Consider the following 12,329-nt stretch of genomic DNA (forward strand, 5'->3'; position numbering starts at 1 on the left):
TATAACAAACACGGGCGTTTTATCCAGTCTTTTTTAAGCCGAAACTGCTTTATGTCAAAATTAATAATATCAACATTAGCCATCGTCCCAATGGAAAGAAACGGGTTTATAGACGGTTTGCCGACTTGGGCATACAATCGGGCTTATGCGTTTACACAATGGTCGAACCACCCTATTCCGTCATATCAACGGCATGGACGGACAATTTATCCTGCTTGAAAACCATCCTTCATGGATGCCGGTCAATGATGCCGACTTCAACCATGCCGCGCCCCTGCCCGACGGTTTGGCCGTGCACGAAGAATCATTTTATCCATTTGAAAAAATAGATGCCGCCGAATCGGCAGACAATATCAAAATCTTCAGCGAAGAAGCCCTACGGCTGGAGAAAGAGCGTTTAAATGCAGCGGCCATGGCCGAGCTGGCAAAAAATCTTCAAGCCGCCCAAGCCGAAGCCGATTTGGCCGCGCTTTTGGAAAAAATGGATTTTCATTTAAAACAAGACGATATTTTCAAATGAATCCTTCAGCTCCAGGCCGTCTGAAACCAAACACCCGACACAATTGTTGACAATGCAAGAAAAATAGTTCATCTTGAACCAATCCGCAGTACTCCATCCCTTATTTTCAGCCCAACACAAAGGAACCGAGAACATGTTTTCAAAAAGCGTTACCCTCGCACAATATGACCCCGATCTGGCAGCCGCCATCGCCCAAGAAGACCAACGCCAGCAAGACCATGTCGAGCTGATTGCTTCAGAAAACTACGTCAGCTGCGCCGTAATGGAAGCCCAAGGTTCGCAATTGACCAACAAATACGCCGAAGGCTATCCGGGCAAACGCTACTACGGCGGCTGCGAATACGTTGATATTGTCGAACAATTGGCGATTGACCGCGCTAAAGAGTTGTTTGGCGCAGAATATGTCAACGTCCAACCACACTCCGGCTCCCAAGCCAACCAAGCCGTATATGCTTCTGTTTTGAAACCGGGCGACACCATTTTGGGCATGTCTCTGGCACACGGCGGCCACCTGACCCACGGTGCCAGCGTCAATATTTCCGGCAAACTCTACAACGCCATTACTTATGGTTTGGATGAAAACGAAGTTCTCGACTATGCCGAAGTCGAACGCTTGGCGCTTGAACACAAACCCAAAATGATTGTGGCCGGCGCATCTGCCTACGCGCTGCAAATCGACTGGGCAAAATTCCGCGAAATCGCCGATAAAGTCGGTGCCTACCTCTTTGTCGATATGGCGCACTATGCCGGCCTGATTGCCGGCGGCGAATATCCCAACCCCGTGCCATTCTGCAACTTCGTCACCACCACCACCCACAAAACCCTGCGCGGCCCTCGCGGCGGTGTGATTCTGTGCCGTGACAATACCCACGAAAAAGCGTTGAATTCCGCCATCTTCCCAAGCCTGCAAGGCGGCCCGTTGATGCACGTTATCGCCGCCAAAGCTGTGGCGTTTAAAGAAGCGTTGCAACCTGAGTTCAAACAATACGCAAAACAAGTGAAAATCAATGCTGCAGCAATGGCGGAAGAGTTGGTTAAACGCGGTTTGCGCATCGTTTCGGGTCGTACCGAAAGCCACGTTTTCCTCGTTGACCTGCAACCGATGAAAATCACCGGCAAAGCCGCCGAAGCCGCTTTGGGCAAAGCACACATTACCGTCAACAAAAACGCCATCCCGAATGATCCGGAAAAACCGTTCGTTACCTCTGGCATCCGCATCGGCTCCGCTGCCATGACCACACGCGGCTTTAACGAAGCCGACGCGCGCGTATTGGCGAACTTGGTTGCCGACGTATTGGCCAACCCTGAAGACGAAGCCAACCTCGCCAAAGTCCGCGAACAAGTGACTGCTTTGTGCAATAAATATCCGGTTTACGGCGCATAAGCATTTCGCCTTGGATAAAATAACAGGCCGTCTGAAACTTCAGACGGCCTTTTTTATTGCAACTTTCTTTTAAATTTCAAAACTGTTTGTTTCGCTGACTTTGCGTATCATGCCTGCCGCGACAGTATGGTTGGTGGCTTCGTCAATCAAAATAAACGCGCCTTGAGCATGGTTGTCTTCGTATGCGGCAGCGGCAAGCGGCTGCTGGGTTTTGAAGCTGACGCTGCCGATGTCGTTGAGCTTGAGCGTTTCGGCGGATTCGACCCGGCTGAGGGTGTTGACGTCCCAAACGTAGGCAATTTCGCTGATTTTTACGGGCGTGGTTTGAGTCGTGTGTTTCAGCAAATATTTGCGGCGCAGATTGAGCGGAATATCGTCAAACCAGCAAAGCGCGGCTTGGAATTGTTGTTCGGGGACAATGGCGCTGTCGGCTGAAACAATGCTGTTGCCGCGCGAAATATCGATATCGGTATCCAAAACAACGGTCAACACTTCCCCTGCTTCGGCAGATTCGGTTTTACCGTTGGCATTGTAGATTTCGGCAACTTTGGCAACATGGCCGCTGGGCAGGATTTTGATTTCATCGCCCACTTTCAGACGGCCCGCTTCCAATCTGCCTTGATAGCCGCGGAAGTCGTCGCTGCTGCTGCCGTCTTGGCGCGCCACGCGTTGTACGGGAAAATGCGCGGCTTGGTCGGCGGCGTTTTGACGGTTGACGGGCAGGCTTTCAAGCAAAGGCAGAAGCGGCAAACCTTGATACCAAGGGGTTTGGCTGCTGGCATTGACGATGTTGTCGCCTTTTAAGGCGCTGATGGGCAGGAAGTGGATTTGGGCTTGGAGGCCGATTTGCTCCGCCAGTTTGCGGTAGGCTTCGGTAATGGCTTGATATTTGGCTTCGTCAAAGTCGAGCAGGTCGAGTTTGTTGACGGCGACGATGATGTTGGGACAGCCCAGAAGTTTCAGAATCGCGCTGTGGCGTTTGGTTTGGGGCAGGAGGACAGGCTCGCTGCCTGAAAAATCGACGCGTGTAGCATCGACTAAAATAATGGCGGCATCGGCAGTCGATGCGCCGGTAACCATATTACGCGTGTATTGTTCATGTCCCGGCGTATCGGCAATGATGAATTTGCGTTTGGGCGTGGCGAAATAACGGTAGGCGACGTCGATGGTGATGCCTTGTTCGCGCTCAGCGGCAAGGCCGTCTGTCAGGCTGGCAAAATCAGGCGTTTCGCCGTTTTCGGCGGCGCGGTTGAGTTTGTCGAGCTGGTCAGTCAGCAGGGTTTTGCTGTCGTAGAGCAGGCGGCCGATGAGTGTGGATTTGCCGTCATCGACGCTACCGGCGGTGATGAAGCGCAAAAGCGGGGCGGTGGTTGCGGTCATGGTTCTTTCCTATTTCTCGTGATTTCTCAAACTGGTCTCTACTTTAAACAGGCCGTCTGAAAATGGGAAAGAATGTTTGGTTGTTAAAAAAGATATTTTTGTTATATCGATTTTCGGCGCGTCGCCAACCAGCAAACAACCGAACCTGCGCACACCATCCCTGCCCCCTGCCAAAACTGTACAGACAACGGCGCACTGATGACAAACGAAGACACCAGCGCGGAAAACACAGGGATAAAATAAGATGCGCCCGCCAATACCGTCATGTTCCCGCGCGAAATACCGATGTTCCAAACCGCATAGCCCAAACCCATGCAAGACGCGGCGGCCAAGGCATAGCCGACGGACTCCGCATCAAAATTCAGACTGTGTGTCCCGCCGATAAAATATTCCGCCCACAAAAGCAGCGACACCAGCATAAAGAAAAAGCCCACGCTGCTTCCTTCTGCCTTCACGCGCGCCGTTAGCGTGCAATATGCCGCCCAAAAAAGTGCATCGGCCAATGCCATCAGATAACCGGCAGGATTGGTGCGGACATTGTGATAAATCCCCGAAAGCGACAATCCGCCGTCGCCGCCCAATACCGTGGCAATCCCGAAAAACGACAATACAAAGCCTATGCCTATCCACCATTTTGCCGGCTGCCCGTTGAAACAGACCGCGCCTAAAATAGTAAACGTCGGCCACAAATAATTGACCATACCGATCTCAACCGTCTGTCGGGCATTTTGAGCAAAACCGACCGACAACGACAAACACAGTTCGCAACCGACAAAAAAAATGCTCGCCCAAAGCAAATAGCCGCGGTTGTAATTACGCAAATGCGGCCTGCCGAAAATCAACCAAATCAACACAGTGGACAGGGTGTACATCATTGCTGCGCCGCCCACTGCCCCCATATGCAGGCTCAAAGAGCGTATCAGAGAAATGACAAAGCTCCACAAAGCAACGGCAAGCAGCCCGATGGCAGTGGCTTGTTTAGAGGAGATGTTTTGAGATAAGAAATGAATCATGGCGTATGTGCTGAAGATGGTTTTATTAGGTTTATCGTAGTTTGAATATATCGTTTCTACATTAATTATTTTAACGGTTTCAAGGCCGTCTGAAAATGATTGTTTCAGACGGCCTTCTATTTGCAATTAGTCCTAAACATGACTATAATCCGCATCCAATTAGTCAATATTGAGACCAATTTATGAATCAGCTCGATCAACTCGGTATGCGCATCAGTCATATAGACAGCGCATTTGACCAATGGATTAAACAGCAAAACACCAACTACAACACCTTCGCCGTTCTCTACACCTTGGCCACCGAAGGCAGCCGCACTCAAAAATACATAGGCGAAGAATGGAGCCTGCCCAAGCAAACCGTTTCCGGCACATGCAAAACGCTGGCGGAACAAGGCTTGCTGACATTTCACGAAAGCGAACAAGACAAACGCGAACGCTTATTGTCGCTGACCGAGCAAGGTAAAGAATCCGCTGCACCATTGGTGCAAAACATGCAGGAATTCAGCAAACGAATTTTTACCGCCTTCGGTGAAAAACGTGCAGCCCGACTGTTTACCGATTTGGACGCGTTGGCCGAATTAATGGCGCAAACCCTCAATACTAAATAAGGAGGGCAACCATGTGGAAAATGTTGAAACACATCGGTCAAACACACCGCCGCAAACTCATCTCAACCTTCTCTCTCGTCGGCTTGGATAATCTGCTCTTGCTGGTATATCCCGTGTTTGGAGGCTGGGCGATTAATGCCGTTATGGAAGGCAAAGTCTGGCAGGCAATGTCGTATGGTGTGGTGGTTTTATTAATGTGGATAATCGGTGCCGCCCGCAGGATAGCCGATACGCGCACATTTACCCAGATCTATACTGAGATAGCCGTCCCTGTCGTTTTGGAACAGCGCAAGCGAGAAGTACCGCATTCCGCCATTACTGCACGCGTCGCCCTATCGCGTGAGTTTGTCAGTTTCTTTGAAGAACACCTGCCCATCGCTGCTACTTCGCTGGTCTCCATCTTCGGTGCATGTATGATGTTGCTGATATTGGAATTTTGGGTGGGCGTATTGGCTGTCGCGATACTTGCCCTGTTTTTATGGTTGCTGCCGCGTTTTGCCGCCATCAGCGAAAACCTATATTTCCGTTTGAACAACCGGCTTGAACGCGACAACCACCTTATCCGCGACGGCAACGAGCATCAGCTCTACCGCCACTACGGCTGGGTTGCCAAACTACGCGTGCTGATTTCCAACCGCGAAGCCTTAGGCTATCTCAGTATCGGCATGGCGATGAGCGTATTGTTTGGCTTCGCCTTTATACACATGACGCTTAAAGGCTACGGCAGCGCCGGCCATATCTATTCCGTCAGCACTTATTTATGGATGTTTGCAATGAGCTTGGACGATGTACCGCGCTTGGTCGAACAATACTCCAATCTAAAAGACATCGGACAACGCGTTGAACTCTCGGAAGAAAACAATCTTTCCAAGGCCGTCTGAAACCTTAACACACTATCAGGACATATTATGAGTTGGTTTTATTTAATCTTAGCCGGAATACTGGAAATCGGCTGGCCCTTGGGGCTGAAATTGGCACAACAAGAAGGCTACCGTTGGCAGGGTATTGCTGCCGCCTTGGCCTGCATTGTCGGCAGCGGATTTTTTCTATTCCTCGCCCAAAAAAACATACCGATGGGGACTGCCTATGCCGTTTGGACAGGCATAGGCGCGGCAGGCGCATTTTTAGTAGGCGTAGCCTTTTTCAACGATGCCGCCAACTTCGGCCGCTGGCTCGGCGCATTCTTAATTATTTCAGGCGTAATCGTCATGAAACTTTCCAGCCATTAAAAAACCGCAAAGGCCGTCTGAAACCAAGACGGCCTTCTTATATTCCGAATATAACGAAATCATCTTAAATTAAAACCAAGCATTCTTTCCTTTTTTCAGACGGCCTGTTTAAAGTAGCGACTGTTCATTATTCAAACAATCGGCTATAGCCGTCCCAACAAAGGAAACAAAATGAGCCAAGCCAATCCACTGCCTGCCGAACTCTCCGCCCAACTCTCCGCCCTATCCCCCACCCAACTTGCCTGGCTCTCCGGCTATTGCTGGGCGCAAAGCCAAGGCGTATCCGGCGCAGCGGCCGAACCGACCATCCTGCAAGCAGCTGCCCCGACAGTCAGCCGCCGCGTGTTAGTCCTTTCCGCCTCCCAAACCGGCAACGCACGCAGCGTTGCCGAATCCTTACACGCCAAACTTCAAGCCGCCGGCGTAGAAGCCCGCCTCAGCAGCGCAGGCGATTTCAAAAGCAAAACCCTGCCCGACGAAGACATCGTCCTTTTGGTTACCTCCACCCAAGGCGAAGGCGAACCGCCCGAAGAAGCCCTGCCCCTATACAAATTCATCTACGGCAAAAAGAAACCCGACCTCAGCAAACTCACCTTTGCCGTCTTAGGCCTTGGCGACTCCTCCTATCCAAACTTCTGTCAAGCAGGCAAAGACTTTGATGCCAAATTTGCCGAACTGGGCGCAGGCCGTCTGAACAACTTGGGCATCTGCGACTTAGAGTTCCAAGCAAATGCCGACGCATGGGTAGCCGCCGTCGTACCCAAAGTAGCCGAATTGACCGTCCAAGCAGCAAGCCCAAGCACAACCACCGCAGCACACAGCCCAGCCACCCCAAGCAGCGGCACCGCATACACCAAAGAAAACCCCTACACAGCCACCCTCTCCGTGCGCCAAAAAATCACCTCACGCACCGCAGAAAAAGACGTCGAACACATCGAAATTGACCTCAGCGGCTCAGGTTTGCATTATCAGGTAGGCGACGCGCTCGGCGTATGGCCGCTGAATGCCGCCGACCTCGTTCAAGAAATCCTCGACCTCAACCAACTAACCGGCAGCGAAACCGTCCAGCTTTCAGACGGCCGCGAAACCGACATCCGCACCGCCCTGACCGAATCCGCAGACATCACCCAAAACACACCGGCATTCGTCCAACAATACGCCGAATTAACAAACAACGAAGAACTCAAAACCATAGCCGCAGATAAAGCCCAACTGGATGCCTACCTCGCCGCCACACCGCCCGTAGGCGTATTCGCAGCCTATCCGCACCCACTGGACGCACAAACCCTATACAGCCTCTTCCGCCCACAAACCCCGCGCCTCTATTCCATCGCCTCCGCACAAGACGAAGTCGGCGAAGAAGTCCACCTCACCATCGGCGTCGTCCGTTTCGACCACCACGACCACACCTACACCGGCGCAGCCTCCGGCTACTTGGGCGAACGCCTCGAAGAAGGCAGCGAAGTCCGTGTCTTTGTCGAACCCAACCCCAACTTCCGCCTGCCACAAAACGGCGACACCCCCATCATCATGATCGGCGCAGGCACAGGCGTCGCCCCCTTCCGCTCCTTCATGCAACAACGTGCCGCCAATGGCGACAGCGGCAAAAACTGGCTCTTCTTCGGCAACCAACGCCTGGCCGACGACTTCCTCTACCAACTCGAATGGAGCGAATGGCGCAAAGACGGCCTCCTCACCCGCGCCGACCTCGCATGGAGCCGCCAAGGCGAACACAAAGTCTATGTCCAACACAAAATCACCGAACGCGCCGCCGAAGTTTGGAACTGGCTGCAACAAGGCGCACACATCTACGTCTGCGGCGACGCCACACGCATGGCACGCGATGTCGAAAACGCCCTGATCGAAGTTATCGAAACCCAAGGCAAACTCAGCCGTGACGAAGCCGAAGACTACCTCAACGACCTGCGCGAAGACAAACGCTACCAACGCGACGTTTATTGATTGGACAAGCCAAAATAAAGGCCGTCTGAAAGCTGAATTTCAGACGGCCTTTTTAAGGAACTTGCTCGGATTGTTATCAATTTATCTTGTCTTGCATTATAATTATGCAAATTTGACTCACTTGAAAGAAAATAAATTGGAAGGATTACAACAACTTGTAGATTTATTGGTGGGTTTTGTCGATTGGATATTGAAATTACTGGCATTCTTGTTTTAAACTACGCTTTATTCTTTTATACATTAAAGACGTATTTTCATCATGCAAACCGCGCAATGCTCCGCTACTTTCTTCTATTGGTACCACACAAACGTGCGGTACTTTTTTGCGCTTGTCTGAAACAGACCAAATTGAAAATACGCAAATCAGAGCCGCCTCATTTGAGCGGCTTTTTTTATACCCACCATGGCCGCTTAAATCCACCCATTTTTAAGAAATAAGGAATACAGCCATGACCGCTTCAACTAAAATCCACAGCCAAACTCAAATGTTACACACCTGCCGCATGGTCGTTGACAGCAACAGCCACCACAGCATGCCCAACACGCTCACTTTGCCTGATACGCCCGACAACCTCATCAGCGAAGCCTTAATTCCGCAAGTACGCACCATCGCGACTTTGATTGCCGCAGAACGTCACGATTTCAATCAAAGCAGCCCGAATGTTTTTACTGATGAAGCGGATTTCTTCGCGGCGCGTATTTTAGTTTTGGGCGTACGCCGTTTCCATTTGGACATTACCCTGCTGCCCATGCTCAAAACCGCCAACAAACGCGCCGAAGCCTTTGCCAAACGCCATCACATGCCCTTCTCTCCCGCTGAAATGCAAATGTCCCTGCACACCCGCCGCCCTGCCAACCTGCTGATTATCGAAACCGAACACGAGATGCCTGCACTGGGCAATCTGGCCGCCAACAGCCGTGCATTTGCAGCGCAACTTTCCAATATTATTTTGTAAAACCACTTGAAAAACAGGGAAATGGTTTAATATTAGGCAAACACACTCCGCCGAAATCTCGGCAAAGACAAACTTCTCTCAGGAAAAACAATGAAAAAACTGATTGCCTTAGCCGCCCTTTCCACTTTCGCCCTTGCTGCCTGCAAAGACAATACCCAGGCACAGCTTGAGCAGCAACAAAAACAAATCGAAGCATTGCAACAACAGTTAGCACAACAAAACGGCCAACAAGAAGACAATACGGTTTACCAGCTCACGCCTGAAGCCGTGAAAGATACCATTCCTGCCGAGGCACAAGCCAACGGCAACAACGGCCAACCGGTAACCGGTACAGACGGCCAACAATACATCTACGACCAATCTACCGGCAGCTGGCTGCTGCAAAGCTTGGTGGGTACGGCAGCCGGTGCATTTATCGGCAACGCATTGGCCAATAAATTCACACAGGCGCGCAATCAAAACAGCCCGATTGCCCGTCAAGCCCGTGCCAACTATTATCAAAGCGCACGTCCAAACGGACGCACCAGCCAACAGCTGAATACACGCACCCTGCGTGCCCAGCAACAAAACGCCCAGCAGCAACAACGATACCGCGAAACTACGCGTCAGCCTTCCAACTACCGTCGCCCCAGCATGGGCCGAGGCTTTGGCCGCCGCCGCTGATTCGATTTATATCCTATCTTTCATATAAACATCCCTAATATAAAAGGCCGTCTGAAAACCAGTTATCCTGATTTTTCAGACGGCCTTTAGTCCTTCTCTATTTTCTTATTGCAGACTTGTGGGTCTGTTTATGTGCGTTATGCCCAGAAATCGCGAGGTGCGTCCAATACGGGTTTGACGATACCGGTGCGGACGGCAAAATCGCCGAAGCCTTCATCATCGAGTCGGTTTTGAGCCCAATCGGCCACCCAGCCTTCGACAATTTCAAGGATTTCAGGTTCGGTAATATTTTCTTTAAACAGGCGCGGGATGCGGGTGCCTTCGCGGTTGCCGCCTGCGTAAAGGTTGTAGCGGCCGACCGCTTTACCGACCAAACCGATTTCCGCCAGCATGGCGCGGCCGCAACCGTTGGGGCAACCGGTTACGCGCAAAACGATATATTCGTCTTCCAAGCCGTATTTGGCGAACATTTCATCGATTTTATCGGAGAATGTCGGTAGGAAGCGTTCGGCCTCAGCCATCGCCAGCGGGCAAGTCGGCAAGGCAACGCAAGCCATGGAGTTTTCACGCTGGATGGTAATCGATTTGCTGATAAGGCCATGATCTTTGGCGATTTTATCAATCGTGTCTTTCAATTCGGGCGGTACATTGGCAACCACCAGATTTTGGTTGGCCGTCAGACGGAAGTCGCCAGGATGGATTTGGGCAATTTCACGTACGCCGGTTTTCAAAGGTCTGCCGGGATAATCGAGCAGGCGGCCGTTTTCAATAAACAAAGTCAAATGCCAGTTGCCTTCATGTCCTTGTACCCAGCCGATATGGTCGCCGCGGTGGGTGAATTCGTAAGGGCGGATGGGTTCAAATTTAATGCCCATGCGCCTTTCGACTTCTTCTTTGAACACATCTACGCCGACGCGTTGCAGCGTATAGCGTGTACGCGCTGCTTTGCGGTCGCTGCGGTTACCCCAGTCGCGCTGGGTGCTGACGACGGCTTCTGCGGCGTTGAGGGTGTATTCCAGCGGAACGAAACCGAATTCATAGGAAATATTGGGATAAGTTTTGGTATTGCCGTGTTCGCTGGATAAACCGCCGCCGACCAATACATTGAAACCCACCAACTTGCCGTTTTCTGCAATCGCCACAAAACCTAAGTCGTTGGAATGAATGTCCACATCGTTATCAGGCGGAATCACAACGGCGGTTTTGAATTTGCGCGGCAAATAGGTTTTACCCAAAATCGGCTCTACGTCGTCGGCAATTTCTTTATTGCGCGGCTCGGTCGGCTCGGTCGTGAACACTTTTTCACCGTCCAGCCATACATCGGCATATGCCATGGTGCGCGGCAGGAGGTGCATACTGATGCGCGCCGCCCATTCATAGGCTTCTTGGTGCAAAGTGCTTTGTACAGGATTGCTGGTGCACAACACATTACGGTTGACATCGCTGGCTGTGGCAATGGAATCCAGACCCAGTTTGTGCAATGCCTGATGTGCCTGTTTTAAATCGGTTTTCAGAATGCCGTGGTATTGGAAGGTTTGGCGGTTGGTCAGGCGGATGGAGCCGTAAATCGTATTTTCACCGGCAAATTTATCGATACCCAGCCACTGTTTCGGCGTAATGATGCCGCCGGGCAAACGGCAACGCAACATCATGTTTTTTAAAGGCTCAAGCTTTTGTTCGGTACGCTCGGCACGGATATCGCGGTTGTCCTGTTCGTACATGCCGTGGAAGCGGATAAGTTGAAAGTTGTCGGCGGTAAAGCCGCCGGTAAAGTCGTCTTTCAACTCTTCTTTAATGGTGCCGTGCAGATAATCGCTGCGTTCTTTCAAGGCTTCGTTGCCGGAAAGCGGTGTATCAGGCAGCTTGGCGCGCGGGTCGGTCGTAGTAGCAGTCATTGAAGTACTCCTTATTTTTGGTATAGGCGTTACTTTAATGAGGCCGTCTGAAAATGGGAAAGAATGGTTTGTTTGTTTTAAAGACGATTTTGTTATATTGGTTGGAAACATAAAAAGGCCGTCTGAACTTTGCTTTCAGACGGCCTTGATATTGTACGGGACAAACTGATTAGGCTTGTTTGTTCCAACGTTCGATAGATTCTTTGATGACTTGTTTCGCTTCTTCCACATCGCCCCAAGATTCAACTTTAGTGGTACCTGCTTTTTTCAGGTCTTTGTAGTGGTTGAAGTGGAATTCGATTTGTTTGATCAGTTGTTGCGGCAAGTCGGCCAAAGTTTTGTAGGCGTTGCCATTGTTGCGGTCATCGGCCGGAACGCAGACGATTTTGTCGTCCACTTCGCCGTCGTCAACGAATTTCATCACGCCGATAACGCGTGCTTCCAGGAAAATACCGGTTGCCAAAGGCTGCTCGGTAACCAGCAATACGTCCAATTCGTCGCCGTCTTCGTCCAACGTTTGCGGAATAAAGCCGTAGTTGGTCGGTTTGGCGAAAATTGCCGGTTCAACGCGGTCGAGTTGGAAGGCGGCCAGTTTGCGGTTCCATTCGATTTTGTGGTTGCTGCCCGCAGGGATTTCGTTGACAACGTTGATGATGCCGCCGTCCACGTCGCCCGGGGTCAGGATTTTGTTGAAGTCTGCCATGATGGTTTCCTTTGAT

Annotated in this window: 12 protein-coding genes; 8 read left to right on the forward strand and 4 right to left on the reverse strand. The window is 51.2% G+C overall.

The annotated features are described in order from the left end of the window. Positions 1–145: 145 nt before the first annotated feature. A complete protein-coding gene (locus tag ACTHUT_RS01445) occupies positions 146–520 on the forward strand; it encodes a hypothetical protein (RefSeq protein ID WP_049322337.1) in 375 nt (124 codons plus the stop codon). 133 nt (positions 521–653) lie between these two features. Next, positions 654–1,904 (forward strand): serine hydroxymethyltransferase, encoded by a 1,251-nt coding sequence (gene glyA, locus ACTHUT_RS01450; RefSeq protein WP_440385772.1) that lies wholly within the window; start codon positions 654–656, stop codon positions 1,902–1,904. 69 nt (positions 1,905–1,973) lie between these two features. On the opposite strand, the gene ACTHUT_RS01455 is transcribed toward glyA, so the two are convergent. Both ACTHUT_RS01455 and yddG read right to left on the reverse strand, forming a co-directional pair. Then, a complete protein-coding gene (locus tag ACTHUT_RS01455) occupies positions 1,974–3,284 on the reverse strand; it encodes a sulfate adenylyltransferase subunit 1 (RefSeq protein WP_440385771.1) in 1,311 nt (436 codons plus the stop codon). Between the two features lie 101 nt (positions 3,285–3,385). Beyond that, a complete protein-coding gene (yddG, locus tag ACTHUT_RS01460) occupies positions 3,386–4,297 on the reverse strand; it encodes an aromatic amino acid DMT transporter YddG (protein WP_049348216.1) in 912 nt (303 codons plus the stop codon). Positions 4,298–4,479: 182 nt separating this feature from the next. Here yddG and ACTHUT_RS01465 point away from each other — a divergent pair, with 182 nt between their 5' ends. The 6 genes from ACTHUT_RS01465 to ACTHUT_RS01490 all read left to right on the forward strand — a co-directional run bounded on the left by ACTHUT_RS01465 (position 4,480) and on the right by ACTHUT_RS01490 (position 9,715). Beyond that, positions 4,480–4,905, forward strand: a complete 426-nt coding sequence (locus tag ACTHUT_RS01465) for a MarR family winged helix-turn-helix transcriptional regulator (protein WP_070814529.1) — start codon at positions 4,480–4,482, stop codon at positions 4,903–4,905. A gap of 11 nt (positions 4,906–4,916) precedes the next feature. Beyond that, complete coding sequence (locus ACTHUT_RS01470; RefSeq protein WP_204788917.1) at positions 4,917–5,786, forward strand: ABC transporter six-transmembrane domain-containing protein; 870 nt, start codon at positions 4,917–4,919, stop codon at positions 5,784–5,786. A gap of 27 nt (positions 5,787–5,813) precedes the next feature. Beyond that, positions 5,814–6,134 (forward strand): DMT family transporter, encoded by a 321-nt coding sequence (locus ACTHUT_RS01475; protein ID WP_003746275.1) that lies wholly within the window; start codon positions 5,814–5,816, stop codon positions 6,132–6,134. Positions 6,135–6,305: 171 nt separating this feature from the next. Next, on the forward strand, positions 6,306–8,096 hold the full coding sequence (locus ACTHUT_RS01480) for an assimilatory sulfite reductase (NADPH) flavoprotein subunit (protein ID WP_440385769.1): 1,791 nt from the start codon (positions 6,306–6,308) through the stop codon (positions 8,094–8,096). Positions 8,097–8,545: 449 nt separating this feature from the next. Further along, positions 8,546–9,052 (forward strand): hypothetical protein, encoded by a 507-nt coding sequence (locus ACTHUT_RS01485; protein ID WP_070849760.1) that lies wholly within the window; start codon positions 8,546–8,548, stop codon positions 9,050–9,052. 90 nt (positions 9,053–9,142) lie between these two features. After that, positions 9,143–9,715: a hypothetical protein gene (locus ACTHUT_RS01490; protein WP_188209781.1), complete on the forward strand. Its 573-nt coding sequence runs from the start codon at positions 9,143–9,145 to the stop codon at positions 9,713–9,715. A gap of 137 nt (positions 9,716–9,852) precedes the next feature. Here ACTHUT_RS01490 and cysI read toward each other — a convergent pair whose 3' ends face one another. Then, the gene (cysI, locus tag ACTHUT_RS01495) at positions 9,853–11,610 is read right to left on the reverse strand and encodes an assimilatory sulfite reductase (NADPH) hemoprotein subunit (RefSeq protein WP_440385768.1); all 1,758 of its coding nucleotides are present in this window, start codon (positions 11,608–11,610) and stop codon (positions 9,853–9,855) included. A gap of 169 nt (positions 11,611–11,779) precedes the next feature. Next, on the reverse strand, positions 11,780–12,313 hold the full coding sequence (locus ACTHUT_RS01500) for an inorganic diphosphatase (protein ID WP_003678634.1): 534 nt from the start codon (positions 12,311–12,313) through the stop codon (positions 11,780–11,782). Between the last annotated feature and the right edge of the window lie 16 nt (positions 12,314–12,329).

The organism is Neisseria sp. P0022.S010 (genome assembly GCF_051956635.1).

What these genes read in the sequence shown, in the direction of transcription:
- ACTHUT_RS01445 (WP_049322337.1), top strand. Translation starts at nt 146, where the DNA reads ATGCGTTTACACAATGGTCGAACCACCCTATTCCGTCATATCAACGGC.
- glyA (WP_440385772.1), top strand. Translation starts at nt 654, where the DNA reads ATGTTTTCAAAAAGCGTTACCCTCGCACAATATGACCCCGATCTGGCA.
- ACTHUT_RS01455 (WP_440385771.1), bottom strand. Translation starts at nt 3,284, where the DNA reads ATGACCGCAACCACCGCCCCGCTTTTGCGCTTCATCACCGCCGGTAGC.
- yddG (WP_049348216.1), bottom strand. Translation starts at nt 4,297, where the DNA reads ATGATTCATTTCTTATCTCAAAACATCTCCTCTAAACAAGCCACTGCC.
- ACTHUT_RS01465 (WP_070814529.1), top strand. Translation starts at nt 4,480, where the DNA reads ATGAATCAGCTCGATCAACTCGGTATGCGCATCAGTCATATAGACAGC.
- ACTHUT_RS01470 (WP_204788917.1), top strand. Translation starts at nt 4,917, where the DNA reads ATGTGGAAAATGTTGAAACACATCGGTCAAACACACCGCCGCAAACTC.
- ACTHUT_RS01475 (WP_003746275.1), top strand. Translation starts at nt 5,814, where the DNA reads ATGAGTTGGTTTTATTTAATCTTAGCCGGAATACTGGAAATCGGCTGG.
- ACTHUT_RS01480 (WP_440385769.1), top strand. Translation starts at nt 6,306, where the DNA reads ATGAGCCAAGCCAATCCACTGCCTGCCGAACTCTCCGCCCAACTCTCC.
- ACTHUT_RS01485 (WP_070849760.1), top strand. Translation starts at nt 8,546, where the DNA reads ATGACCGCTTCAACTAAAATCCACAGCCAAACTCAAATGTTACACACC.
- ACTHUT_RS01490 (WP_188209781.1), top strand. Translation starts at nt 9,143, where the DNA reads ATGAAAAAACTGATTGCCTTAGCCGCCCTTTCCACTTTCGCCCTTGCT.
- cysI (WP_440385768.1), bottom strand. Translation starts at nt 11,610, where the DNA reads ATGACTGCTACTACGACCGACCCGCGCGCCAAGCTGCCTGATACACCG.
- ACTHUT_RS01500 (WP_003678634.1), bottom strand. Translation starts at nt 12,313, where the DNA reads ATGGCAGACTTCAACAAAATCCTGACCCCGGGCGACGTGGACGGCGGC.